This window comes from Halegenticoccus soli, assembly GCF_002844195.1.
Taxonomy (GTDB): Archaea; Halobacteriota; Halobacteria; order Halobacteriales; family Haloferacaceae; genus Halegenticoccus; species Halegenticoccus soli.
Window position 1 is genome coordinate 460,664 of the sequence record NZ_PEND01000001.1, and the last position, 22,992, is coordinate 483,655.

26 protein-coding genes are annotated in these 22,992 nt (G+C 70.5%); 15 read left to right on the forward strand and 11 right to left on the reverse strand.

Annotated features, from left to right (window positions below):
* Positions 1-40: 40 nt before the first annotated feature.
* Positions 41-739 (forward strand): metallophosphoesterase family protein, encoded by a 699-nt coding sequence (locus CNO20_RS02310; RefSeq protein ID WP_101294404.1) that lies wholly within the window; start codon positions 41-43, stop codon positions 737-739.
* A 13-nt stretch (positions 740-752) separates the two neighbouring features.
* Positions 753-3,173, forward strand: coding sequence for a polyphosphate kinase 1 (gene ppk1 / locus CNO20_RS02315; RefSeq protein WP_101294405.1), 2,421 nt, complete (start codon positions 753-755; stop codon positions 3,171-3,173).
* 36 nt (positions 3,174-3,209) lie between these two features.
* On the opposite strand, the gene CNO20_RS02320 is transcribed toward ppk1, so the two are convergent.
* Positions 3,210-4,109 (reverse strand): isoaspartyl peptidase/L-asparaginase, encoded by a 900-nt coding sequence (locus CNO20_RS02320; protein WP_101295004.1) that lies wholly within the window; start codon positions 4,107-4,109, stop codon positions 3,210-3,212.
* Positions 4,110-4,292: 183 nt separating this feature from the next.
* Between CNO20_RS02320 and icd the strand changes: the two genes are divergently transcribed.
* From icd to yciH, 3 genes are all read left to right on the forward strand, one after another.
* Complete coding sequence (icd, locus tag CNO20_RS02325) at positions 4,293-5,555, forward strand: isocitrate dehydrogenase (NADP(+)) (RefSeq protein WP_101294406.1); 1,263 nt, start codon at positions 4,293-4,295, stop codon at positions 5,553-5,555.
* Positions 5,556-5,628: 73 nt separating this feature from the next.
* Complete coding sequence (locus CNO20_RS02330; protein ID WP_143423136.1) at positions 5,629-5,934, forward strand: hypothetical protein; 306 nt, start codon at positions 5,629-5,631, stop codon at positions 5,932-5,934.
* A 97-nt stretch (positions 5,935-6,031) separates the two neighbouring features.
* A complete protein-coding gene (gene yciH, locus CNO20_RS02335; RefSeq protein WP_101294408.1) occupies positions 6,032-6,322 on the forward strand; it encodes a stress response translation initiation inhibitor YciH in 291 nt (96 codons plus the stop codon).
* 63 nt (positions 6,323-6,385) lie between these two features.
* On the opposite strand, the gene CNO20_RS02340 is transcribed toward yciH, so the two are convergent.
* The 5 genes from CNO20_RS02340 to CNO20_RS02360 all read right to left on the reverse strand — a co-directional run bounded on the left by CNO20_RS02340 (position 6,386) and on the right by CNO20_RS02360 (position 10,140).
* A complete protein-coding gene (locus CNO20_RS02340) occupies positions 6,386-6,652 on the reverse strand; it encodes a lipoyl domain-containing protein (RefSeq protein ID WP_101294409.1) in 267 nt (88 codons plus the stop codon).
* Positions 6,649-7,677, reverse strand: a complete 1,029-nt coding sequence (locus tag CNO20_RS02345) for an alpha-ketoacid dehydrogenase subunit beta (protein WP_101294410.1) — start codon at positions 7,675-7,677, stop codon at positions 6,649-6,651. Before CNO20_RS02345 ends, CNO20_RS02340 begins: the two co-directional genes overlap by 4 nt.
* Positions 7,677-8,690 (reverse strand): thiamine pyrophosphate-dependent dehydrogenase E1 component subunit alpha, encoded by a 1,014-nt coding sequence (locus CNO20_RS02350; protein WP_101294411.1) that lies wholly within the window; start codon positions 8,688-8,690, stop codon positions 7,677-7,679. The genes CNO20_RS02345 and CNO20_RS02350 overlap by 1 nt, the downstream gene beginning before the upstream one ends.
* A gap of 167 nt (positions 8,691-8,857) precedes the next feature.
* Positions 8,858-9,196, reverse strand: a complete 339-nt coding sequence (locus CNO20_RS02355; protein ID WP_101294412.1) for a cupin domain-containing protein — start codon at positions 9,194-9,196, stop codon at positions 8,858-8,860.
* A gap of 134 nt (positions 9,197-9,330) precedes the next feature.
* Positions 9,331-10,140, reverse strand: coding sequence for a YihY/virulence factor BrkB family protein (locus CNO20_RS02360; RefSeq protein ID WP_233203870.1), 810 nt, complete (start codon positions 10,138-10,140; stop codon positions 9,331-9,333).
* 138 nt (positions 10,141-10,278) lie between these two features.
* Here CNO20_RS02360 and CNO20_RS02365 point away from each other — a divergent pair, with 138 nt between their 5' ends.
* Positions 10,279-10,794 (forward strand): DUF5817 domain-containing protein, encoded by a 516-nt coding sequence (locus tag CNO20_RS02365; protein WP_101294413.1) that lies wholly within the window; start codon positions 10,279-10,281, stop codon positions 10,792-10,794.
* A gap of 53 nt (positions 10,795-10,847) precedes the next feature.
* Here CNO20_RS02365 and hmgA read toward each other — a convergent pair whose 3' ends face one another.
* Complete coding sequence (gene hmgA, locus CNO20_RS02370; RefSeq protein WP_101294414.1) at positions 10,848-12,086, reverse strand: hydroxymethylglutaryl-CoA reductase (NADPH); 1,239 nt, start codon at positions 12,084-12,086, stop codon at positions 10,848-10,850.
* A 233-nt stretch (positions 12,087-12,319) separates the two neighbouring features.
* Between hmgA and CNO20_RS02375 the strand changes: the two genes are divergently transcribed.
* Together CNO20_RS02375 and CNO20_RS02380 are read left to right on the forward strand one after the other, a co-directional pair.
* Positions 12,320-12,565 carry an AbrB family transcriptional regulator gene (locus CNO20_RS02375; protein ID WP_101294415.1) on the forward strand — a complete coding sequence of 82 codons (246 nt, stop codon included), beginning with the start codon at positions 12,320-12,322 and terminating at the stop codon, positions 12,563-12,565.
* A gap of 157 nt (positions 12,566-12,722) precedes the next feature.
* Positions 12,723-14,384 carry an amidohydrolase gene (locus tag CNO20_RS02380; protein ID WP_101294416.1) on the forward strand — a complete coding sequence of 554 codons (1,662 nt, stop codon included), beginning with the start codon at positions 12,723-12,725 and terminating at the stop codon, positions 14,382-14,384.
* Here CNO20_RS02380 and CNO20_RS02385 read toward each other — a convergent pair.
* On the reverse strand, positions 14,369-15,298 hold the full coding sequence (locus CNO20_RS02385) for a winged helix-turn-helix domain-containing protein (protein WP_101294417.1): 930 nt from the start codon (positions 15,296-15,298) through the stop codon (positions 14,369-14,371). The two genes, CNO20_RS02380 and CNO20_RS02385, sit on opposite strands and share 16 nt — an antisense overlap.
* 161 nt (positions 15,299-15,459) lie before the next feature.
* Between CNO20_RS02385 and CNO20_RS23165 the strand changes: the two genes are divergently transcribed.
* The 4 genes from CNO20_RS23165 to CNO20_RS02405 all read left to right on the forward strand — a co-directional run bounded on the left by CNO20_RS23165 (position 15,460) and on the right by CNO20_RS02405 (position 18,196).
* Entirely contained in the window at positions 15,460-15,774 is a 315-nt protein-coding gene (locus CNO20_RS23165; RefSeq protein ID WP_199174699.1) for a preprotein translocase subunit TatA, read from the forward strand.
* A 115-nt stretch (positions 15,775-15,889) separates the two neighbouring features.
* Positions 15,890-16,681, forward strand: coding sequence for an orotidine-5'-phosphate decarboxylase (pyrF, locus tag CNO20_RS02395; protein WP_101294418.1), 792 nt, complete (start codon positions 15,890-15,892; stop codon positions 16,679-16,681).
* A gap of 214 nt (positions 16,682-16,895) precedes the next feature.
* A complete protein-coding gene (locus CNO20_RS02400; protein WP_101294419.1) occupies positions 16,896-17,108 on the forward strand; it encodes a hypothetical protein in 213 nt (70 codons plus the stop codon).
* A gap of 242 nt (positions 17,109-17,350) precedes the next feature.
* Positions 17,351-18,196 (forward strand): manganese catalase family protein, encoded by an 846-nt coding sequence (locus CNO20_RS02405; protein ID WP_101294420.1) that lies wholly within the window; start codon positions 17,351-17,353, stop codon positions 18,194-18,196.
* A 15-nt stretch (positions 18,197-18,211) separates the two neighbouring features.
* Here the strand turns inward: CNO20_RS02405 and CNO20_RS23170 are convergent, their stop codons facing one another.
* On the reverse strand, positions 18,212-18,388 hold the full coding sequence (locus tag CNO20_RS23170) for a hypothetical protein (RefSeq protein ID WP_199174700.1): 177 nt from the start codon (positions 18,386-18,388) through the stop codon (positions 18,212-18,214).
* 339 nt (positions 18,389-18,727) lie between these two features.
* Here CNO20_RS23170 and CNO20_RS02410 point away from each other — a divergent pair, with 339 nt between their 5' ends.
* The gene (locus CNO20_RS02410; protein WP_101294421.1) at positions 18,728-19,186 is read left to right on the forward strand and encodes a J domain-containing protein; all 459 of its coding nucleotides are present in this window, start codon (positions 18,728-18,730) and stop codon (positions 19,184-19,186) included.
* Between the two features lie 202 nt (positions 19,187-19,388).
* Complete coding sequence (locus CNO20_RS02415) at positions 19,389-20,999, forward strand: GTPBP1 family GTP-binding protein (RefSeq protein ID WP_101294422.1); 1,611 nt, start codon at positions 19,389-19,391, stop codon at positions 20,997-20,999.
* A 61-nt stretch (positions 21,000-21,060) separates the two neighbouring features.
* Here CNO20_RS02415 and CNO20_RS02420 read toward each other — a convergent pair whose 3' ends face one another.
* The gene (locus CNO20_RS02420) at positions 21,061-21,555 is read right to left on the reverse strand and encodes a double winged helix-containing putative transcriptional regulator (protein ID WP_101294423.1); all 495 of its coding nucleotides are present in this window, start codon (positions 21,553-21,555) and stop codon (positions 21,061-21,063) included.
* A gap of 6 nt (positions 21,556-21,561) precedes the next feature.
* Positions 21,562-22,497, reverse strand: coding sequence for a methenyltetrahydromethanopterin cyclohydrolase (gene mch, locus CNO20_RS02425; RefSeq protein ID WP_101294424.1), 936 nt, complete (start codon positions 22,495-22,497; stop codon positions 21,562-21,564).
* A 218-nt stretch (positions 22,498-22,715) separates the two neighbouring features.
* Here mch and CNO20_RS02430 point away from each other — a divergent pair, with 218 nt between their 5' ends.
* Positions 22,716-22,970, forward strand: coding sequence for a glutathione S-transferase N-terminal domain-containing protein (locus CNO20_RS02430; protein WP_101294425.1), 255 nt, complete (start codon positions 22,716-22,718; stop codon positions 22,968-22,970).
* The last annotated feature ends 22 nt before the right edge of the window (positions 22,971-22,992 follow it).

A 22,992-nucleotide genomic window follows, 5' to 3' on the forward strand; every position in this document is an offset into this window, starting at 1 on the left:
CTCCCGCAGAGTCCGTTTATAAGGAGGGACTCACACCCACATGACCGTCCGCTTTACCGAACCCCTGGAAGCACAACACCGCCGCGTCGACCCCGACGACTGGGACGACATCTACGTCGTCGGCGACGTTCACGGGTGTCTCGCGGAACTGCGCGCGCTCCTCGGGAAGCTGCGCCCCGGCGACGACGATCTCGTCGTGTTCGTCGGCGATCTCGTCCGGAAAGGGCCGAACAGCGGCGGCGTCGTCGACCTGGTCCGCGGATCGCCCAACATGCTCGCCGTCCGCGGCAACAACGAGGAGAAGGTGCTGCGCGGCGAGAAGACGGTTCCCGGCCTCGCCGAGGCGGACGTCGAGTGGCTCCGGTCGCTCCCCGTCGCCGTCTCCTGGGACGACGCGCTCGTCGTCCACGGGGGCGTCGACCCGCGGAAGCCGCTCGCGGAGCACACGGTCGACGACCTGCAGACCACCCGATCGCTCGCGCCGGGAGGCAGCTACGACCGACCCTTCTGGTTCGAGCGGTACGACGGTCCGAAGCGGGTGTTCTTCGGTCACACGGTGATGGAACGACCGGTCGTGCGCGAGCACGCGGTCGGGCTCGACACCGGCTGCGTCTACGGCGGAGCGCTGACCGCGTACGACTGGCGGTGCGGGGAGTTCGTCGGCGTCGAGGCGGACCGGACCGTCCAGTCCCGGAAGGACTCGAAGATCGTCACGCCCCGCCGGACCGCGGCCAACTGAGGGGGAACGAGGCGTGACCGCGGACCGGACGGGAGAGGAGCGGGGGGACGAAGAACAGTCGGACAGGGAACCGACAGAAACCTCGGTCGACGGGGCGGACGGATCGGAGGAATCGAACGGCGCGCCGGCGCTCGATTACGACGATCGGTCGCGGCCGGACTCGGACCGGGACGGGGCCGACGGGGACGGAGCCGATGCCGACGGAAACGAGGACGCCGTCGGCGGAGGCGTCGGAGACGGCGTTGACCTCGACGGCGGCGGAGACGAGGAGGCGACGGCCGCCGCGGACGTCGACCTCGACAGCCCCGAGTACTACCTGAACCGCGAGCTGAGCGAACTCGCCTTCCAGCGCCGCGTGCTCTTCGAGGCCCTCGACGAGCGGAACCCCCTCCTGGAGCGCGTGAAGTTTCTCGCCATCTTCACGACGAACATGGACGAGTTCTTCATGAAGCGCGTCGGGGGGCTGAAACAGCAGATGGACGCGGGCGTCACGGAGCGGACCGCCGACGGGCGGACGCCGCACGAGCAGTGGCGGGAGATCCTCGCGACGGCCCGGGAGCTGTTCGAGGAGCAGAACCGGTGTTACCACGAGGAGATCCGTCCGGCCCTCGCCGAGGCGGGGATCGAGATCGCCGACCACGACGACCTCGACGGCGACGACAGGGCGCGCCTGCGCGAGTACTTCGAGAGCTCGGTCCTGCCGACGCTGACGCCGCTCACGTTCGATCCCGCCCACCCCTTTCCGTTCATCTCGAACCTCAGCCTCTCGCTCGCGGTGCTGACGCGCGAGGGCGACGACGACCCGAAGTTCTCCCGCGTGAAGATCCCGAAGAACCGGCCGCGGGTCGTTCGGGTCGGCGAGGGCGAGCCGACGTTCGTGCCGATCGAACAGATCGTGGAGGCGAACCTCGACCTCCTGTTTCCGAACGTCGAGATCGTCGACGCCTTCCTGTTCCGCGTGACGCGCAACGCCGAGGTCAGGCGGAACGAGGAGGTCGCCGAGGGGCTCATCGAGATGATCGAGGACGTGCTCCGCCAGCGGCGGTTCGCGACGGTCGTCCGCCTCGAAGTCGCCGCGGACATGCCGCCGGAGGTCCGACGGCTACTCATCGACCAGCTCGGCGTCGACGAGCGGGAGGTGTTCGACCTGCGCGAGCCGATCGACTTTCGCGACTTCATGGACCTGACGGACCTCGACCGGCCGGAGCTGAAACTCGACCCGTGGACGCCGAAGGTCCACCCCCGATTCGCGGGCCTCGACGCGGACCGTCCCGACGAACTGTTCGACGAGATCCGGCGGGACGACGTCCTCGTCCACCACCCGTACCACTCCTTTGCGAACACCGTCCAGACGTTCCTCGACGCCGCGGCGAGCGACCCCGACGTGCTCGCGATCAAGGCCGCCATCTACCGGACGGCGAGCGACTCGCAGGTCATAGAGAGCCTCATCGAGGCCGTCAAGAACGGCAAGCAGGTGGCGGTGATGGTCGAACTGAAGGCGCGGTTCGACGAGGAGAACAACCTGCGGTGGGTAAAGCGCCTCGAAGAGGAGGGGATCCACGTCGCCTACGGCACCATCGGGCTCAAGACCCACAGCAAGACCGCGCTGGTCGTCCGCGAGGAGGACGACGGCGTGCAGATCTACTCTCACGTGGCGACGGGTAACTACCACTCCGAGACGGCGAAGACGTACGTCGACCTCGGCCTCCTGACCGCCGACCGCGACGTCGGGCAGGACCTCGTGAAGCTGTTCAACTTCTTCACCGGCCACGCGCTGCACGAGCGGTACCGAAAGCTCCTGGTCGCGCCGGAGAACATGCGCGAGGCGTTCTCCCGGCTCATCCGGCGTGAGGCGGAACACGCCCGCGACGGGCGCGACGCCCGGATCGTCGCGAAGATGAACGCGCTGGAGGACCCCGAGATGGTGAAGGAGCTCTACAGGGCGTCGATGGCCGGGGTCGACGTCGACCTCGTCGTCCGGGGGATCTGCCGGCTCAGACCTGGCGTCGAGGGGGTGAGCGACACCGTCTCCGTCCACAGCGTCGTGGGTCGGTTCCTCGAACACTCGCGGATCTTCTACTTCCGCAACGACGGCGACCCGGAGTACTACGTCGGCTCGGCCGACTGGATGACGCGCAACCTCGACCGCCGCGTCGAAGCCGTCGCCCCGGTCGAGGACGAGGCGCTCCGCGAGGAACTGCGGGCGATCCTCGAGGTCACGCTCTCGGACAACCGCAAGCGCTGGGTGATGAACGCCGACGGCAGCTACGACCAGGTCCGTCCCGCGGAGGGTGAGCCCGTCGTCAACACCCACGAGCGGCTGATGCGGCGGGCGGCTGAGTCCGCGCCGGACGAGGAGCCCCGACCGGTACCGTCCAGGGGGCGGCGCGAACCGTCGATCGACCTCGACGACGTGTTCACAGACCAGCGGTGAGCCGGTCCCTCGGTTCCCGAAGGGAGGCCGCCGGAGTCAGGACCGCGCGACGCTCGTCTGCATCCCGTCGCTGTTGTACGCGCTCCCCGCTCCGTCGCGGTCGAGCACGATGACCCCCGCCTCGGACCCCGTGAGCTCGCCGAACTCCTCGATCGCGAGTTCGGCGGCCCGCTGGGCGTCGAGCCCTCGCTCCAGGTGCGAGACGGCCCGCCGCGAGAGAGTGACGCGGGCGATGTCCTCGCCGCTCCCGGTCGCGCTCGCGCCGCCGGCCGGGGCGCAGTAAAAGCCCGATCCGACCTGCGGCACGTCGCCGACGCGGCCGGCGAGCGCGAACCAGCGGCCGCCCGTCGAGGTCGCCGCGGCGAACGCCTCGCCGTCGGTCGCCACCGCCCCGACCGTGTCGTGATCCGTCGGGTCGCGGGCCGCCGACTCCCCCTCGGCGCTGTCGTGGCGGCCCCACCGTTCGCGCAACCACGCGAGGTGGGCCTTCGGACCCAGTTCCCTCCCCGGCGGATCCGCCTCGGCCCACCGCTCGCGGCTGCGCTCCGTCAGCAGATCGACGCCGGTCTCGACGCCGAAGTCCTCGGCGAGGGCGGCGGCGCGCTCGCCCGCGACGAACACGTGCGGCGTCTCCTCCATCACGACCCGCGCGGCGGAGACGGCGTGTTCGACGCCCGGGACGCTCGCAACCGCGCCGACCGCGCGGGCGTCGGTCATGACGCCCGCGTCGGTCCGGACGACGCCGTCCGACTGGACCGCGCCGCCGACGCCGGCGTTGAACCGCCCGTTCGATTCGAGCACCTTCACGGCCGACTCGACGGCGTCGAGGGGCGTCGATCGCGCCGCGCCCGTTTCGGCCGCCTCGTCGAGCACCCGCTGCCGGGGTTCGGGGTCGTCCGGGACGCCGCCCGCGCCGCCGTGGACGATGACGTGCATGCCTCCGCCGTCGGGCGTGCGGGGCATGGGCGTGTCGGTTCTCGGCGTCCGCGCCGCTCGTCGCCGCGGCGTGCCGTCTCGTCCCGTGCGCCGTGCTGTCTCGCGCGTTCCCGCGGCGATATTTGCTCTTCGAACCGAAGAACGGCAGGCCTTTTACGCTGGTCGGGAAACACCCGATCGTTCATGAGCTACGACAAGGTCGAGGTCCCCGAGGAGGGGGAGAAGATCACGCTCGCCGACGAGGAGACCGGGAAGCTCGACGTCCCGGAGAACCCGATCGTACCGATCATCCACGGCGACGGGATCGGGACGGACGTCGGCCCGGCGGCCCAGAAGGTGCTCGACGCGGCGGCGGAGGCGACGGGACGATCCGTCTCCTGGATGCGCGTCTACGCCGGCGCGAGCGCCCGAGAGAAGTACGACGAGAACCTCCCGGACGACACCGTCGACGCCATCCGCGAGTTCCGCGTCGCGATCAAGGGCCCGCTCACGACGCCGGTCGGCGCCGGCTTCCGCTCGCTCAACGTCGCGCTCCGCCAGAAGCTCGACCTCTACGCGAACGTCCGCCCCACCTACCACATCGAGGGCGTCCCCTCGCCGGTCAAACGCCCCGAGAAGATGGACATGGTCACCTTCCGCGAGAACACGGAGGACGTGTACGCCGGCATCGAGTGGGAGGCCGGCACCGACGAGGTCGAGGAGGTCGAGGCGTTCCTCACGGACGAGATGGGCGTCGGCGACAAGCTGCACGACGGCCCCATTGGGATCGGCGTCAAGCCCATCACGGAGTTCGGCACGAAGCGGCTGGTCCGCCAGGCGATCGAGTACGCCCTGGAGAACGACCGCGATTCGGTGACGCTCGTCCACAAGGGCAACATCATGAAGTTCACCGAGGGCGCGTTCCGCGACTGGGGCTACGAACTCGCCGCGGAGGAGTACGGCGACGTCACCATCACCGAAGACGAGCTGTGGGACGAGTACGACGGCGAGAAGCCCGCGGACAAGCTGGTCGTCAAGGACCGCATCGCGGACAACATGCTCCAGCAGCTGTTGACGCGAACCGACCAGTACGACGTGATCGCCACGATGAACCTCAACGGCGACTACATGTCCGACGCCGCCGGCGCGCAGATCGGCGGGCTCGGCATCGCCCCCGGCGCGAACTTCGGCGACGGCCGCTGTCTCGCCGAACCCGTCCACGGCTCCGCGCCCAAGTACGCCGGCGAGGACAAGGTGAACCCGACGGCGATGATCCTCTCGGGCCGCCTCCTGTTCGAGTACATGGGCTGGAAGGACGCCGGCCAGCTCATCCGCGACGCCGTCGAGGAGACGATCGCCTCCAAGGAGGTCACCTACGACCTCCACCGCCAGATCGAGGGCGGCGAGAAGCTCGCCACCAGCGAGTTCGCTGACAAGATCGTCGAGAACATCGAGAAGCTGGCGTAGACGGACCTCGACCGTTCGGCCGACGAACCTGTTTTCCGAAATACCTTTCGTTCGTCCCGAGAGATTCCGGTCTATGGTCCCCCTATCCGGCCGTCAGTTGATCAGATCGTTGCGACCCGTCGGGGCACTCGTGCTCGCGTGGGCCGCCGTCGTCCTGTTCAGCGAGTTCGGCGTCAAGAACGTCGGTTACAGCGAGCCCGGCAGCCTCATCTGGTGGCTCGGGACGCTCATCACGGCCGGCGCGACCGTCGTCGCGGCGGCGGGCGTTCTCCTCTACGTCCTCGCGCAGGGGATCCGACTCGGCCTCGGTGTCGATCCCGTCGGCGACTCGAACGGCGGCGGAGGCGGCGGAGGGTGCCCGGCCGCCCGCAACGAATGAGGCGCGGCTGTCCGTCCACGGCCAGGGGCGCGAGCGCGACGGTCCGCGGCGGCGCGCCCGCATCACATTCTTTGCCGTCCGTCCCCTACGGTACGTCGTGACAAACGGCGATCCGTTCGACGACTTCGACGACTTCGACCCCATGGCCGACCTCGACCGCGCCGAACAGCGCCTCTCGGTGCGCGTCGAGCGCCGCCGGTACGGGAAGCCCGTGACCATCGTCGAGGGATTCGAGACCAGCGTCATCGACATCGACGAGGTGGCCTCCGAGCTGAAGCGGAAGCTCGCGACCGGCGGCACGGTCGAGGGGGACGCCGTCGAACTCCAGGGCGACCACCGCAACCGGGTTCCGGGCGTGCTCGAAGACATGGGCTTCCGGGTGGAGTGACCGCCCCGGCACCCCTGCCGCTCGGTCGGCCGCGGACCCGCGCGCCGGGCGACGGGGGATCCGTCAGTCCGGTCTGACCCGCGCCAGCGGGTCCCCCCGGCGGAACGTCCCGTTCTCGGGGACGAGCCGTTCGACGAGTTCGCCCGGGGCGGGCGCGGGCACGTCGACGCTCACCTTCTCGATCTGGATCTCGCAGACGGTCTGCCCGTCGGCGACCCGCGCGCCCTCGCGGACGAACCAGTTCGCCACGACGCCCTCGTCGACGTCCGCCGCGTCGTCGGGCCAGACGGCCGCCGAGTCGACCGCGACGAGGCCGGGCTCCTCGCTCATCCCTGCGTCCGGCGGACCGCCGCGGCGATGTCCTCCGTCGCGGGATTGACCTCCTCCTCCAGCGGCCGCGCGTAGGGGATCGGCACGTCCGGGATCGCGAGCCGCTCGACCGCCTCCAGATCGGATAGCGCCCCCTCGGCGGCGCGGGCGACGATCTCCCCGGTCACGCCGAACGACCGGTAGTCCTCGTCGACGACGACGAGCCGACCGGTCTTGCGGACCGACTCGACCACCGTCTCCGTGTCGAGCGGAACCAGGGTTCGGAGGTCGATCACCTCCGCCTCGACGCCGTCGTCGGCGAGTTCCGCCGCGGCCTCCAGCGCGCGGTGGACGTGCAGGCCGAGCGTGACGACGGTCGCGTCGTCGCCCTCGCGCTTCACGTCGGCCTCGCCGAAGGGGATCTCGTACGCCTCCTCCGGAACGGGCGTCTTCGGTCCGGGCGGGGCGGGCATCCACCCGAGCCCCATCAGTCGCTTGTGGAACATGTACACGACGGGGTCGTCGTCGCGGATCGCGCTGTGCATGAGCCCCTTGGCGTCGTAGGCGGTGCTCGGAACGACGACCTTCATCCCGGGGAGGTGCGCGAACGTGCCGTACAGCGTCTGCGAGTGCTGGCCGGCGTCGCTGTAGGTGCCGCCGACGGCGGTCGTGAGCACCATCGGGACGTTCACCGCCCCGCCGCTCATGTACGCGTTCTTCGCCATCTGGTTGTAGATCTGATCCATGCAGACGCCGAAGAAGTCGACGAACATCAGCTCCGCAATCGGCCGCATCCCCGCCTGCGCGGAGCCGACGGCCGCCCCGATGAACGCCGTCTCGCTGATCGGCACGTCCATCACCCGATCGCGGCCGAACTCATCCAGCAGGCCCTGCGTGCTGTCGAAGATGCCGCCGTAGTCGGCGACGTCCTCGCCCATCACGAACACCTCGTCGTTCTCGCGCATCTCGGTCGCGACGGCCTCGACCATCGCCCGGCTCATCGTCAGGTCCCGCTCCGCGACGGGTTCGGGCTCCGTCGTCGCCATCACTCGTCACCTCCCCCGTCCGCGGCCGCGGTCCCCGGCTTCGCCGCCGGCTCCGGCGGGTCGGCGAACACGTCGTCGTACGCCTCCTCGGGATCGGGTTCGGGCTGCTCCTTCGCGAAGGCGATGGCGTCCTCGACGCGCCGTTCGGCCGCCGCGCGGAGTTCCCCGAGTCGCTCCTCGTCGACCCCCTCGGCCCTGAGGCGGTCGGCCAGTCGGTCGATCGGGTCGAGGCGCTTCAGCCGCTCGACCTCGTCGTCGGGGCGGTACGCCTCGGCGTCGCCCATGAAGTGGCCCATGTGGCGGTGGACCTGCACCTCCAGGAGCGTCGGTCCGTTGCCGGCACGGGCGCGCCCGACCGCCTCCGCGGCGGCCTCGTACACGGCGACGGCGTCGTTGTAGTCGACGCGGACGCCGGGCATGTCGAAGCCGTCGGCGCGCTGGGCGCCGTTTTTCACGTCCGTGACGCGCTCCTTCGGCATGCTGATCGCCCAGTCGTTGTCCTCGACGACGAACACGACGGGCAGGTCGTGGACGCTCGCGAGGTTGAGCGATTCCAGAAAGCCGCCCTGGTCGATCGCGCCCTCGCCGAGGTAGGCGACGGCGACACCGTCGGTTCCGCGCTTCTTCGCCGCCATCGCCGCGCCGACCGCCGGCGGACACCCCTGTGCGATGATCCCGCTGCACGCGAAATTCACGTCGGGGTCGAACAGGTGCATGTGTCCGCCCTTGCCCTTACAGAGGCCCGTCCGCCGACCGAAGATCTCCGCCGTCATCCGATCGAGGTCGACGCCCTTCGCGATGGCGACGTGGTGCGGCCGGTGCGGCGCGGTCACCGTGTCGTCGTCCCGGAGGTGCTGACAGACCCCCGCCGCCGCGGCTTCGTGCCCCGCGGCGAGGTGTAACTCCCCCGGAATCGGTCCGGCGGAGATGTCGAACGCCGGTTGTTTCCCTTCGAGGTACTCCTCCTGCAACCGCTCCTCGTAGTACCGAGCGGTCACCATGTCGGAGAACATCTCCACGAGTTCGCTTTGTGTTGGCACTTGGCACACCCCGTCGCAGGGATACCACTGGATCGACCATTAAGGTACGCCGTTCGTTTCTCCGACTCTATCACAGAAAATAGGGTCGCTGGGGCGGGATACGACCGATCCGAGTCACTCGCCTCGGGCCGAGTTCGGAACTACTCGCCCCAGTCGGGATCCGTCCGCGGCGGGCTGAAGATGTCGACGCCTTTCACCGGGACGTCACCCCGGTTTTCGGCGGCGTGGGGTTCGTCGGCCGGGACCGCGTAGGAGTCGCCCGGGCCGGCGTGGACCTCCTCCCCGTCGACGACGAACGTCAGGGTCCCCTCGACGATGTAGCCCGTCTGCTCGTGCGGGTGGCTGTGCTCCGGCACGGTCGCCCCCGGTTCGATGAAGAAGTGCTGGACGCTCATCTCCTCGCCGGCCGCCAACTGCGAGAGGTGGACGCCGGGCACCGCTTCGACCGCTTCGACCGCATCCGTCGGAACGCACTCCATGCGTGGTGCGTGTTCCCCCGGAGCATAAATCTCCGCACCGCGGCGAACGAGGCGGTTCGCGGCGCGGCGAAGCGGCGTCGTTCGATCGCCGCCTTCCCGGGGCGGGATCGTGAACCCGCCGCGTCCGCGGGCGACTACCGCGACTCGCCGCGACGCTCGGCGGCCGCCTCCCCGGCGAGTACGGCGTTGACGACCGCCCCGAGGAGGATGACGAGGCCGCCGAAGTACAGCCAGGTGACGAACAGCAACACCGCGCCGAGCAGCCCGTAGGCCCGGTACCGCGCGGCGTTCTGCACGTAGTACAGGAAGACGACTTCGAGGAGGAGCCACCCCGCGGCGGCGACGACGGCTCCGGGGACGACCTCGCGAACCGTGACCGGCACCGGCGGGAGCACGTAGTACACGGGCAGCAGGACGACGGCGAGCGCGACAAAGAGGCCGGCGCTCCCCGCGATCGCGGGGTTCTCGATCGGGGGATCGAGCACCGCGAGCGCGACGCCGGTGGCGACCATCAGCGCGACGGCGAGCGCGACGAGTCCGAGCACGAGGAGGCCGTTCCGGAGCTGGACGAAGAGCGGGATCGACAGCCCCGCGTCGTACACCTCAGCGAACGCGATCGAGAGCCCGCGGAACACCTTCAGTCCGCTCCAGAGCAACACGAGGAGGCTCAGGACGCCGGCCCCGGTTCGCACCTCGGAGTTCCGCAACGCCTGCGCGAGCACCTCGCGACCGCTCGGGGTGAGATACGGCTCCGTCCACGCCACCAGCCGCGGGACGAGCTGACCCTCGCCGGCGGTCGTCGCGACGGCGAGGGCGATGACGACCAGCGGCACGAGCGAGACGAGCGCGTAGTGCGCGAAGCTCGCCGCCATGAAGGTGATCTCGCGCTCCCGGGCGGTTCGAACCACCTCGATCACGGTGTCGGCCGCGACGATCGGACTCACGCGGGTCGATACGCGGCGGTGGGGACCAAGAGGTTTGTCGCGGTTCTCGCCGCGTGCGACGGGCGGTCCGTCGTCCTTTTCGGCGCGCCGGGACCGACGGGACAGCAGATTCAAACCCGGCGACCGCGAAGCCGGGGTATGTACGCGGTCGTCGGCTGCACCGACTGTGGCAACCTCTGGCTCCTCGAAGATCCCGGCGAGACGGCGCAGTGTTCGCGCTGCGGGAAGCGACACCGGACCCGGAAGCTCAGGCGCTTTTTCGAATCGGACGACAGGGAGGCGGCGCGGCAGGCCCGCGCGGCGATGCTCGCCAGGAAGGGCGGCCACGACGAGGCCTTCGCGGACCTCGACGACGTGGCGACGATGGAGGCGCGGCTGAACGACGTCGGCGTCGAGGACCGGGAGCTTCTCGAACGGTCGGGCGTCGACGCCGACGAGGTCGCGGCGGCGGGCGACGCGTCCGCCGGTCGGTCGCGGAGTCGGCAGGAGATCGTCGTCGACGCGGTTCGCGAGGGCGACCGGCCGACGGAGGAGGAGGTTGTCGCCTACGCGACGGACCGCGGGGTCCCGGCGGACGCCGCCCGGAGGCTGCTGGAGGCGCTGACGCGCCGCGGCGAGGTCAGCGAGAGCCGGGGCCGGTATCGGCTGGTGTGAGTCGGCGCGAGGACGGTATCGGCTCGCGCGAGGCGACGGCGGGCCGACGGCGGCTATCTCCCCAGATTCTCGTGGGCGCTGGAGAGGTGCCGCGATCCGAGCGCCGCGAGCAGCGACAGTTCGCCCGCGAGCGCCCCGACCGCGATGCACTCGGCGAGCGCGTCCGCGTTCGACCCCGGCGGGTCGCCGCCGCCGCGGACGCCGAGCACGTCGAGGCCCTCCGCCTGCGTCGGGAGCTTCGTCCCGCCGCCGACGGTGCCGACCTCGAGGCTCGAAAGCGAGACGGAGACGTACAGGTCGCCGTCCGGATCGACCTCCGCCGTCGTGATCGCGTTCGCCCCCTCGACGACCTGCGCGGCGTCCTGCCCGGTCGCGAGGAACATCGCGGCGACGACGTTCGCGACGTGGGCGTTGAAGCCGAGGCTCGCGGCCTTCGCGCTGCCGACGAGGTTCTTCCGGACGTTGATCTCGGCGACCGCCTCCGGCGTCGTGTGCAGGCGCTCCTCGACGACCCCGCGCGGGATCGTCACGTCGGCCGCGACGCTCCGCCCCCGCCCCTCGACCGCGTTGATCGCGGCGGGCTTCTTGTCGGTGCAGAGGTTCCCCGAGAGGGCGACGAGCGAGGCGGTCGTCTCGGACTCGATCAGGTCGCAGGCCGCCTGCGTGGCGATCGTGGCCATGTTCATCCCCATCGCGTCCTTCGTGTCGTAGCGGAACCGCAGGAAGACGGAGTTGCCGACGACGTAGGGCGTCACGCCGAGCAGTTCCCCGTGGCTCGTGGTCGACTCGGCCGCCTCGGCGAGTTCGTCCCCGTGCCCGCGGACCCACTCGACGAGCGCCTCGGCCTCGGCGACGTCCGCGACGCGGAAGACGGGCGCGCGGGTCATCCCCGATTTGAGGACGCGCGCGGTCGCGCCGCCCGCCCGCTCGACGACGGAGCAGCCGCGGTTGACGCTGGCGACGAGGGCCCCTTCGGTCGTCGCGAGGGGGAGGTAGCGCGCGCCCGAGAGCGCGCCGCCGTCGATCGTGACCGGGCCGGCGACGCCCATCGGCACCTGCGCCGCGCCGATCATGTTCTCGACGCTCGACTCGGCCGCGGCGGCGTCGAACCCGTACGAGCCGACGGCGTCGAGGGTCGCGTCCGACCGCTCCTCGACGAGCAGGCGTCTGGCCGCCGCCGCCGCGTCGGCGTCCGCGTGCGCTTCGAGTTCGTGGAACCGGAGGTCGCCGTCCCGGACGCGGTCGGCGAGCGCGCCCGCGTCCGCCGCCTCGGAGTCCGCGGTGTCGGTCATGGCGGGTGGTCGTTCCGGCGGTCGCTAAGGGTTGTCGGTTCCGCGTCCCGTCGGACCGCTCGCGGCGCGGCGGGCCGCGAGGGCGCTCGTCCGCGCCACCGGCTCTCACCGCGTTCGCGCCGCCGACGTTCGGTGCGTCGCCGGGGGTCCGGCGGACGGCGGACAACCGGCTCGACGTTCAACCGTGCCAACCGTTCACAACACGTTTGTGCGCTCGGTGCCGACTCGCGGACATGCCGCGCGATCCGATCGAGCGCGAGACGGCGGTCGGCGAGGACTACTCGGTCGCGGTGCCGCCCGCGGTCCGGGAGGCGGGCGCGGTCGCCCCCGGGGATCGGCTCCGATGGGTCGTCGGGCGGTACGGCGACGTGACCGTCGAAGTCGTCGGGCGGAGCGACGAGGGAGCGACGTACGACAACTTCGACCACGTGAGCGGCGAGGCGCTCGACGAACAGGAGTTCGCGGGCGAGGAGCCGTAGCCGGGCGCGGGCGCGTCGGCGCGACCGAATCGAGGCGGTCTCTCGCGGCGGGAGCGACCGCCCGCGCTGACTGTCCGCGCGATCGCCCGCGCCGGTCCACCGCGGGCGACCGCCCGCTTCCCGAACGGTTTTGCCCTCTCACGTCCCCGACCGTCGTATGACAGACGCCGCCGACCTCCTCCTGACGAACGCGGAGGTTCACACGCTCGCGGCTCCGGACGGGGCGACGTCCGGCCCGCGCGCACGGGTCACCGGTCGAACGACCGCCGCCCCCGACGCCGACGAGGTTCGCGAGGCCGTCGCCGTCCGCGACGGGCGGATCGTCCGCGTCGGCTCCGCGTACGACCTCCAGTTCCTCGCCGGGGTCGAGACCGAGGTGATCGACCTCGACGGCCGCGTCCTCCTGCCGGGGTTCGTCGACGCGCACACGCACCTGCTCATGACCGGTCGGGCGCTCGTTCACGCCGACCTCTCCGGGGCGGACGGGCCGGCGGCGTGCCGGGCGCGCCTCCGCGACCGCGCGGCGAACGTCGGCGAGGACGAGTGGGTGCTCGGCTTCGGCTACGACGAGAGCGCGTGGGACGACCGGCGCTACCTCCGCCGCGAGGACCTCGACGCCGTCTCCGAGGGCCGCCCTGTCGTCGCCTTCCGCGAGGACATGCACGTCGCCTCGCTCAACTCGGCCGCGCTCGACCGACTCGCCGACGACATGCCGACCGGCGACGTGCGCCGCGAGGGCGGCGAGCCGACGGGCGTAGTCGTCGAGGAGGCCGCCGAGGTCGTGTACCGGGCCATCGAACCGGACCCCGGAGAGACGGCCGAGCTGATACGGGCCGCCCAGCGGGCCGCCAACGAGCGGGGCGTGACGGGCGTCCACGACATGGTCCGCAGGTCCCACGCCCCGCGGGTGTACCGGGAACTCGATCTCGCGGGCGAACTCACCCTCCGCGTGCGCCTCAACTACTGGTCTGACCACCTCGACGCGCTGATCGAGGCCGGCCTGCGCACGAACCACGGGAGCGGGATGGTCCGAACGGGGGCGATAAAGACGTTCACCGACGGCAGTTTCGGCGGCCGGACGGCGAAGCTCTCGGAGCCGTACGCCGACGTGGGTTCGGACGCGGACGCCGGCGCGGACTCGGACACCGGCGACGGTGACGGGACCGGTCAGGATGGCGGCGCGACCGGCCAGTGGGTGGTCGATCCGGGGGAGCTGAACGACCTCGTCGCCCGCGCCGACGCGGCCGGGTTCCAGGTGGCGGCCCACGCCATCGGCGACGAGGCGATCGACGCCGCGCTCGACGCCTACGCCGACTGCGAGGATCCGGGCACGTCGCGCCACCGGATCGAGCACGTCGAACTGGCGAGCGACGAGGCGATCCGGCGCTTCGGCGACATGGGCGTCGTCGCCTCGGTCCAGCCGAACTTCCTCAAGTGGGCCGGCGAGGGCGGCCTCTACGACGCCCGCCTCGGCGACCGCCGCACCGAGACGAACCGGTACCCCGCGCTCCTGGAGGCGGGCGCGCCGCTCGCGTTCGGCTCCGACTGCATGCCGCTCGATCCGCTTCTCGGCGTCCACTACGCCGTGAACGCCCCCGCGGAGAGCCAGCGGCTCGGCGTGACGGAGGCGATCCGCGCCTACACGCTCGGGGCGGCGTACGCCGGGTTTGACGAGGGGCGCGTCGGGACCGTCGAGCCCGGAAAGCGCGCGGACTTCGTCGCCCTGGAGCGGTCGCCGTGGGAGCACCCGACGGAGATCGCGGACGTCGGCGTGGCGATGACCGTCGTGGACGGGGAGATCGTCTACGACGGGCGCTGACCGTTCGTCTCGATCGGCCGCGCGCAGCCGTCCGCGTCGACGACGTTCAGGCGGCCGTCGAGGACGATGCACATCGAGTCGTCGCCGCAGGGGATGTCGAGCCGCACCTCGATGGGGTCCTCGGAGACGATCGTCGTGCTGGCGTCGCTCACGCACCAGTCGAACGTCCAGAACGGCCGGGTGCTCAGGTCGACGCCACGCTCGGCGTGGAAGGTGAGCACGTCGGCGTTGTCGAGGAGGTTGAGCCCGACCGACGAGTGGAGCCGGTTCCGACAGCGGGTGCACTCGTGAACGACCTGCACGTCGAGCCCCGGGTAGTCGGTCTCCGTCGTGAGCGTCGTCTCCATCTTCCCCATGCACTCGGGGCAGACGCCGTCCGCGGCGAGGCAGTAGTGGTGGCGGACGTGGTGGTGGAACGCCTGCAGCAGCTCCTCGGGGGTGCGATCGTCCAGGCCGCCCGGCGGGAACGAGTAGCTGACGTGGACCGCCCCGCACTCCCCGCACTCGATGGTGAGGTGCTCGTCCGCGTACCACGCCCGCAGGCCGCCGCCGCAGTCGTAACACGACCCCTCCGTCTCGAACGGGTCGAGGCGGGCGCGGTCGGTGAACGTGCCGGCGAAGACAGAGCGGACGACCTTCCGGCCGGGGTACTGGAACTCGTAGCCCTCGTCCGTCCGCCGGACGAAGTGGTCGGTGAGCTTCTTCAGGTGGTAGTTGAAGTGGGCGCTGTCGTCGATGTCGACCAGCTCGTACAGCTCCGAGAAGGGGACCGGCCGCTCGTCGCCGCCGGCGTCCAAGAGCGCCTGCAGGATCTCGATTCGCGTGTCGTTGCCGAGCAGCGCGAACGCCTCGGCCGGCGAGATGCTCGCCGCCTCGGGTGGATCGCTCGCCGCGCTGTTGGCGGGCTGACTCATGTGAGAGGCTACCGTGCCCCCGAACAAAACAGTTCTGTACCCCGCCGTCGCTACAAAAAAAGATTTCAGGAAGCGAGGCTGCGGGAGCGACCGCTGGCCCGCGACGCGCCCCGGTCGGCGCGAGAGGGAACTGTTTTGTCGCGCTCGGCTCACCTTCCCGCATGGCCCTCGCGCAGTTTCCCGGCGTCCCCGGCGGTCCCGAACTCCTGATCGTCCTCGCGGCGACGCTCCTCCTGTTCGGCCCCGTCGTGCTCGCCGTCGTCGCCCTCCTGCGGTACTTCGACCGCGACGGACGCGGCGAGGGCGACGACGTCCGCGTCGCCGAATTCGAAGCTAGAGTGGCGGAGCTGGAGCGCCGCGTCGAGGACGGTCGCCGGACCGGCGCGGGAGCGGACGATTCCGATGCGATCGGCTCGGGCGCGGACGATTCCGACGCGATCAGCTCCGGCGCGGACGGTTCCGACGGGGACGACTGAGACCGATCCGGGAGGCACGACCGAGACCGGCGCGGAAAAAACGACGGACGAGACCCCGCCGGAGGGTCGGTCGAAAAGGAGAACACTTAGCCTCCGCTCGCCCGAGAACCGGACAATGACGTTCTTCGATCGCCTCAGAGAGCGCATCGAACGCGCGGACAGCGTCCTCTCGGTCGGCCTCGACGCCGACCCGGCGCGCATCCCCGAGCACCTCCGGGAGAAGGACCTCCCGCGCTGGGCGTTCAACCGCCGGATCATCGACGCGACCCACGAGTACGCCGCCGTCTACAAGCCCAACGCCGCGTTCTACGAGGACCCGGACGGGTGGCGCTCGCTCCGGGAGACGATCGCCTACGCCCGCGGCAAGGACGTGCCGGTCCTGCTCGACGCGAAGCGCGCGGACATCGGCAACACGACCCGGCAGTACGCGAAGCTCCTCGACCACGCGGACGCCGTCACCGTGAACCCGTACATGGGGCGCGACTCGCTCCAGCCGTTTCTCGACCGCCCCGACAGGGGCGTGTTCGTCCTCTGTCGCACTTCCAACCCCGGCGGGGCGGACTTACAGGACCTCGAACTCGCCTCCGGCGAGCCCGTCTACCAGCGGGTGGCCGCGCTCGCCGACCTGTGGAACGAACGCGGCAACGTCGGCCTCGTCGTCGGCGCGACCGCGCCCGAGGAGCTCGAAACCCTCCGCGGGCAGGTGCCGGACCTCCCGTTTCTCGTCCCCGGCGTCGGCGCGCAGGGCGGCGACGCCGAGGCGGCCGTCGAGTACGGGCTCGCGTCGGGCGTCGGTCTCGTCAACTCCTCGCGGGGCATCATCTTCGCCGGCGAGGGGGAGAACTTCGACAAGGCGGCCGGCCGGGCGGCCCGGCGGCTCCGCGACCGGCTGAACCGGTTCCGGTGAGCGCGGCCTCCGCGTCGTCCTCTCGGTCGGAGAACGACGGCGCGGAGGAATCAGCGCCGCCCGTCGTCCGGAGGGGACAACGCCTCGCGTCCCTCGCGGCTGACCGGACCGTGCGACGTTCGGTCGCTGCGCTTTCCCCGTTCCCTCGGCCGTCGAATTCGGATCAGCGAACGACAACAAGAAACATTGCGTCGGAACGCCAACTACGACCGTCGTGGCCCGACGACTCGAATGTCACCGGTGCGGGTACATCTGGGAGTACAGCGGCACGTTCCAGAAGGCGACGTGCCCGAGCTGTTCGGCCAAGGTCCCGGTCGAACGGCAGTCGACGGAGGAGTCGCTCGAAGACATCGCGGCGGACTACGACCTCTCCGTCCGCGAACTCAAGGAGATACTGCGGCGGGTCCGTCCGCGGAAGGAATCGTGATCGTCGCTCCTGCGCGCGGACGCCGTCGTCTGCCGAACGCGACGCCGCCGTCCCCGATCGCTCCGTTCGCGCGGGTCGGGGGATCGAAGTGACGCGGGGCGGATTCCGGAAAGTCGTCCCGCCGACGTTCACGATCCGGGGGCGGTGTCCGCCTCCGGACTCTCCTCCCCCGAGAAATTTTCACTACTTATTTAAGTGACTAAATTTATTCGCGCGTCTAACGTCAACTTCTGACGGAACCCATGTTCTACCACGAGAACAAGCTACAGTACGAGGTGCGGGTGGAGGAACCGGACCCGGTGTTCGCGAAGATGCTGCAGCAGGCGATCGGCGGGGTCGAGGGGGAGATTCGGGTCGCGATGCAGTACCTGTTTCAGGCGTGGTCGCTGCCGCCGGAGCACGAGAAGTACCGGCGGATGCTCCTGAACACGGGCGCCGAGGAGCTCGGTCACATCGAGATGCTCGCGACGGCGGTCGCGAAGAACCTCGAAGGCGCGCCGCTGGAACTGAGAGAGGAGATGACGCAAGCGGTCGGCGCGGGGACGATGAACGGCGTCCAGCCCCGCCAGATTCTCTCGTCGGGGCTGCACGCGATGGCCGTCGACAGCGACGGCGTGCCGTTCAACGGGAACTACGTCGTGGCGAGCGGCAACCTCGCCGCCGACATGACGGCGAACGTGATGGCCGAGTCGACCGGCCGCCTGCTCGCGACGCGGCTCTGGGAGATGACCGACGATCCCGGCATGAGGGACATGCTCTCGTACCTGATCGCGCGCGACACGATGCATCAGAACCAGTGGCTCAGGGTGCTCCAGGACCTCGGCGAGACCGACGACCCCTTCGAGGCGTTCCCGATCCCGGACAGCTTCCCCGACGGAGAGGAGAATCAGGAGTTCAACTACGCGTTCATGACGACGGACGCGGACGGACAGGCCGACTACGAGGCGCCGTGGACGCGGGGGACCTCGATGGACGGCGAGGGGCAGTTCTCGCACGTCCGACAGCGGGACCTCGACGGTGACGACCCCGACGTCAGCGTGCCGGACCCGAGGACGCACGACGATCCGACGCCCAAGGGAGAGGACTGAGGCCGCTCAGCGGCTTCACCGCATCCCGGTTCCGGGGCCGACGTCGTCCTCCCCGCCGAGCGACGCCGCACACCGGACGCAGACGCCGTGCTCGCGGTCGTAGTGGCGTTCGCAGACGAGCGTGCCGCACTGGTCGCAGGCGTGGGTGGCCTCGGCCGCCTCGCAGATCTGACAGACGCCGGTGACGCTCATACCCGCGATTCGTCCCCCGCCCACTTGAGCGCTCGGCCCGTTTGTCCGGGTACTGTTCAGCTCAGAGGGTTGGAGTCGACAGCGAGACAGAGACCTCCTCGAACGCCCCCGCCGTCTCGACTTGGGCGACTCGTTGCGGTCCTCGGACTCCGTCTGCGGTTCTTCCCTCGTCGGCCGTCGTCGAGACGGCGGCCCCCTTCACTCCCACCCCGCGCCGGGTGTCCGGCCTGCAATCGCCTATCTGAACACTGCCGGTTGTCCGGGCGTTCGGTGCGCCCGGACAGGCATCCGCCGCCCCCGGACGGGACGCTTACGTCCGTGCGTCTCCAAGGCGTCCGCGTGGATCGCGATCGACTCGTGCTCGGACTCGCGGCGGTGTTCGCCGGCCTCACCGTCCTACTCGTCGTGCTCGCGTTCGTCTATCAGCCGTTCCTGCTCGTCGTCGCCGCCGCCTTCGGCGCGACCACCTACTTCATGTGGTATCAGGCCACCGGCAGACTGGAAGCCAGCACGCGCCGCCGCGTCCGCCGGACCCGCGCACGTCGGTCGGACGCTCACCGGAACGCGGCCGGCGCCGGGACTCGGGGGAACGACCGCCGGGCGCGAACCGCGCGGTCGAGGCGGACGCCGACTCCCGCGGAGGCGTACCGCACGCTGGGTCTCGATCCCGGCGCGAGCCCGCAGGAGATAAAACGCGCCTACCGGACGAAGGTGAAGGAGGCCCACCCCGACACGAAATCGGGGAGCGAAGAGGCGTTCAAGCGGGTCAACCGGGCGTACGAAACCCTGGTCGAGTGACGCGGCGGGGGCGGTGGCGCGTTCGGGGATCAGTCCCCGCCGCCCGCGTTCGTCGCGGTTTCCGTCCCGTTCCCGCCGGGTCGATCACCGTCGACCGCCCCGAATCTCGGAGAACCTGATAAATACCGCTCCCGAGACCTCCCGTGTCATGAGAATACACATCACGAAAAGCGTTATACGAAACGGCTCCCTACCCGCGCCCATGAGCGCGGATCGGGCCATCCTGGAGGAGGCCCTAGAGCGCGGCGAAGAGGAGGGCGGGCCGATCGAATTCAAAGAGCGACTTTCTCGCGGCGTTCACCTCGCGGACGGACGCATGGAGAGTCTCGCGGCGCAGCTCCGCCACCGGGTGCTGTCCGGGAACGGCGAGGCGACCTACGTCGTCGGCGTGACGGACGACGGCGGAATCGCCGGCATCTCGCCGTCGGCGTTCTCCGAGTCGATGGACGTCCTCTCGCTGCTCGCGGAGGAGGCGGGCGCGCACATCGAGAACGTGGAGACCTGGGGGGTCGGCGACGGACCGGACCGCGGGCTCGTCGGCGTCGCCACCGTCCGCGAGGGTTCGATGCTCGAAACCGACGACGAGCACATCGTCGTCGGCACCGCCGGTCACGTCGACCACGGCAAGAGCACGCTCGTCGGCTCGCTCGTCACCGGACGGGCCGACGACGGCGACGGCGGCACGCGGAGCTTCCTCGACGTACAGCCCCACGAGGTCGAGCGGGGGCTCTCCGCCGATCTCTCCTACGCCGTCTACGGCTTCGGCGACGACGGTCCGGTTCACACGATGAACCCGCACCGCAAGGCGGACCGCGCCAGGGTCGTCGAGGAGGCCGACCGCCTCGTCTCCTTCGTCGACACCGTCGGCCACGAGCCGTGGCTGCGGACGACCATCCGCGGGCTCGTCGGTCAGAAGCTCGACTACGGCCTGCTCACGGTCGCCGCGGACGACGGCCCGACGAAGACCACCCGCGAGCACCTCGGCATCCTGCTTGCGACCGAGCTGCCGACCATCGTCGCCATCACCAAGGTCGACGTCGTCTCCGAGGAGCGGATCGTCGAGGTCGAACGGGAGGTCGAGCGCCTGCTGCGCGACGTGCGGAAGACGCCGCTGCGCATCGAACGCCACGGCGTCGACGCGGCGGTCGAGGAGATCGGCGACGCGGTCGTCCCCATCCTCCGGACCAGCGCGGTCTCGATGGAGGGGCTCGATACCCTCGACCAGCTGTTCGAGCGGCTGCCGAAGACGAACGGCGGCGGCGGCGACTTCCGGATGTACATCGACCGCACCTACAGCGTCACCGGCGTCGGCGCGGTCGCCTCCGGGACGGTGATGTCCGGGAGCGTCGAGGCCGGCGACGAACTCCTGCTCGGCCCGATGCCCGACGGCCGGTTCCGCGAGGTCGAGGTCCGGTCCATCGAGATGCACTACCACCGGGTCGACCGGGCCAAGGCCGGCCGCATCGTCGGCATCGCCCTGAAGGGCGTCAAGGAGCCCGAGATCGAACGCGGGATGGTGCTCGCGCCCCGCGAGTCGGACCTGCGCCCCGTCCGCTCGTTCGAGGCGGACGTGATGGTGCTCAACCACCCGACCCGGATCGGCTCGGGCTACGAACCCGTCATCCACCTCGAAACCGTCAGCGAGGCGGCCGTCTTCCACCCCGAGGGCGGACAGCTCCTCCCCGGCGACACCGGACGCGCCCGCGTCGAGTTCAAGTTCCGCCCCTACCTCGTCGAGGAGGGCCAGCGGTTCGTCTTCCGCGAGGGCCAGAGCAAGGGCGTCGGGACCGTGACGAAGGTGTACCGGGAGTAGCGAAGCGACGCAGGGGGTGCAACCCTCCCTACCGCCGCGCTCGCGCTCGTTTTCCCGCGCTCTACCCACCGGCGGCGGCGTACCCGCCGTCGGCGCGGTCCGCCAGCCCGAGGAGCACCGACCACTCCAGCACGCGCCCGATCCGGTCGTGCCAGATCTCCTCCCAGCTGGAGGGGTTCTTGTAGTGCTCCCACGTCGGCACGCGATCGCGGAACGTCTCGTACACCTCGTCGACCGAGCGCGGGCCGTCCGCCTCGGCGAGCGCCGAGAGCGCCTCGTCGGCGCCGAACACCCGGCGTCGGAACGCCCCGCGCAGGTGCTCCGGCGTCGGGTCGGTCCGGGTCCGCCTGAACCCCGACGGCGTTCGCTCGGCCAGGTCGAGCGCCCGGAGGAACGTGAGCCACGTCCGGGCGACGTCGGGGCTCGTGAGGTCGAGCCGCCGCAGCAACCGCGCCGTGCAGTCGTCCTCCGACCCCGGCACGAGCGGGATCGCGCGCCGCGCTTCCGCGACGACCTCGACCGAGGCGGGGGGTTCGGGGACGAGCTTGAACCGCATCCAGCCTCACCGCAGGCCGAACGAGTCGGCCAGCAGCTCCTCGTTCGTCTCGCCGAGGACGTGCGTCGGGCCGTTCGCCACGTCGATCGTGACCTGGGCGGGGGCGAACACCGACTCGGGGAGGTCGTAGAAGTCCCAGCCGACGCTCTCGAAGATCTCCTCGAACGGCGTGCCGTACTCGTCGGTCGCGGTCGAGGGGACCTCGTCGAAGCGGTCGAACTCCTCCGCGACGTGGAGATACACCTGCCCGCCGTAGGCGAGCGCGTCGTTCGTCCGCCCCATCGCCACGCCCTCGTCGTAGCTGACGGGCGCGACGGGGGCGCTCCCCGAGACGGAGCGCACGTCCAGCGGGTCGTACCCGAGTTCGAAGAGCCGGAAGACGGCGAGCTCTGCCGCGCGCGCGGCGATCGAGACGCTGCCGGCGACGCTTCCGGTCGCGTAGGTCGGCAGGAACACCGCCGTCTCCTCGACGCCCGCGAGCTCTGCGACGTGCGCCGCCACCTCGTCGGTCGGGTGGTCGATGCTCTCGACGGCGAGGACCGTGAGGTCGAACTCGTCGTAGTAGCCGACGCGCTCGAACTCCGACTCCTCGCCGACGAGCGCGCGGGCGGGGCCGCTGCCGAGGCCGTCGAAGTCGCCGAACTCCAGCTCCCAGCCGGCCTTCTGCGAGCAGAGCAGCGCGACGTCGGGGTGGTCGGTCGCGAGTTCGACGTGCGGCATCGGCGCGCCCGCCACCTCGTCCATGCGGGTCTGAATCGTCGCCAGCCCGGCCGTCTGAATCTCCGCGAGCAGCAGCCCGGCCTCGATGCCGCCGTCGGCGTCGATCCCGAAGTCGAGCTCCGTCGCCCCCGAGTCGAGTTCGCGGGACTCGATCCCGAGTTCGTCGGCGAAGTCGAGCGCCTCGTCGACGAGTTCGATCGCCATCCGGTTGATGCTGTCCATGCCGGGGGTTGTTCGCGTCCGCCTAAAGGGTTTGTCAGTCCCCCTCCGAGTACTGGTTACATGAGCCCGATTCGGTCGAGTGAGCTGTCGAGACGGGCTTGAAAGTCCCACCCGCGGCGGTGGCTGGTTCGCCCGCAACCGTTGTCCGAACACCGCCTCCTCCCCCGGCGGTCGGCCGCCGAACCTATCGGCGCGCGCGGCGTACGGGGGTCCGGACGATGCTCGAACTGTACCAGGCGGAAGGCTGTCCCTACTCGGAGACGGTGCGCGAGAAGCTGACCGAACTCGGCGTCTCCTACGTCGTCCACAACCCGCGGACGCACGACGGCGACGTGCTGAACGAGCAGACCCACGGGGAGCTGACGGCGCTCGGCGGAGCGGACCAGATCCCGTTCCTCGTCGACCACCGCCGCGGCGAGGCGATGTACGAGAGCGACGACATCGTCGAGTACCTGGAGGACCACTACGCCTGACCCGACGGTCACAGCGCCCGAG

Coding starts and splice junctions, on each gene's coding strand:
- CNO20_RS23170 (WP_199174700.1), bottom strand. CDS start 18,388: ATGAGCGTCACCGGCGTCTGTCAGATCTGCGAGGCGGCCGAGGCCACC.
- CNO20_RS02420 (WP_101294423.1), bottom strand. CDS start 21,555: ATGCGGTTCAAGCTCGTCCCCGAACCCCCCGCCTCGGTCGAGGTCGTC.
- CNO20_RS02340 (WP_101294409.1), bottom strand. CDS start 6,652: ATGAGCGAGGAGCCCGGCCTCGTCGCGGTCGACTCGGCGGCCGTCTGG.
- CNO20_RS02365 (WP_101294413.1), top strand. CDS start 10,279: ATGTACGCGGTCGTCGGCTGCACCGACTGTGGCAACCTCTGGCTCCTC.
- CNO20_RS02330 (WP_143423136.1), top strand. CDS start 5,629: ATGGTCCCCCTATCCGGCCGTCAGTTGATCAGATCGTTGCGACCCGTC.
- CNO20_RS02385 (WP_101294417.1), bottom strand. CDS start 15,298: ATGAGTCAGCCCGCCAACAGCGCGGCGAGCGATCCACCCGAGGCGGCG.
- CNO20_RS23165 (WP_199174699.1), top strand. CDS start 15,460: ATGGCCCTCGCGCAGTTTCCCGGCGTCCCCGGCGGTCCCGAACTCCTG.
- CNO20_RS02350 (WP_101294411.1), bottom strand. CDS start 8,690: ATGTTCTCCGACATGGTGACCGCTCGGTACTACGAGGAGCGGTTGCAG.
- icd (WP_101294406.1), top strand. CDS start 4,293: ATGAGCTACGACAAGGTCGAGGTCCCCGAGGAGGGGGAGAAGATCACG.
- CNO20_RS02320 (WP_101295004.1), bottom strand. CDS start 4,109: ATGCACGTCATCGTCCACGGCGGCGCGGGCGGCGTCCCGGACGACCCC.
- CNO20_RS02430 (WP_101294425.1), top strand. CDS start 22,716: ATGCTCGAACTGTACCAGGCGGAAGGCTGTCCCTACTCGGAGACGGTG.
- CNO20_RS02380 (WP_101294416.1), top strand. CDS start 12,723: ATGACAGACGCCGCCGACCTCCTCCTGACGAACGCGGAGGTTCACACG.
- CNO20_RS02415 (WP_101294422.1), top strand. CDS start 19,389: ATGAGCGCGGATCGGGCCATCCTGGAGGAGGCCCTAGAGCGCGGCGAA.
- CNO20_RS02310 (WP_101294404.1), top strand. CDS start 41: ATGACCGTCCGCTTTACCGAACCCCTGGAAGCACAACACCGCCGCGTC.
- mch (WP_101294424.1), bottom strand. CDS start 22,497: ATGGACAGCATCAACCGGATGGCGATCGAACTCGTCGACGAGGCGCTC.
- CNO20_RS02355 (WP_101294412.1), bottom strand. CDS start 9,196: ATGGAGTGCGTTCCGACGGATGCGGTCGAAGCGGTCGAAGCGGTGCCC.
- CNO20_RS02405 (WP_101294420.1), top strand. CDS start 17,351: ATGTTCTACCACGAGAACAAGCTACAGTACGAGGTGCGGGTGGAGGAA.
- CNO20_RS02345 (WP_101294410.1), bottom strand. CDS start 7,677: ATGGCGACGACGGAGCCCGAACCCGTCGCGGAGCGGGACCTGACGATG.
- CNO20_RS02375 (WP_101294415.1), top strand. CDS start 12,320: ATGCCGCGCGATCCGATCGAGCGCGAGACGGCGGTCGGCGAGGACTAC.
- hmgA (WP_101294414.1), bottom strand. CDS start 12,086: ATGACCGACACCGCGGACTCCGAGGCGGCGGACGCGGGCGCGCTCGCC.
- pyrF (WP_101294418.1), top strand. CDS start 15,890: ATGACGTTCTTCGATCGCCTCAGAGAGCGCATCGAACGCGCGGACAGC.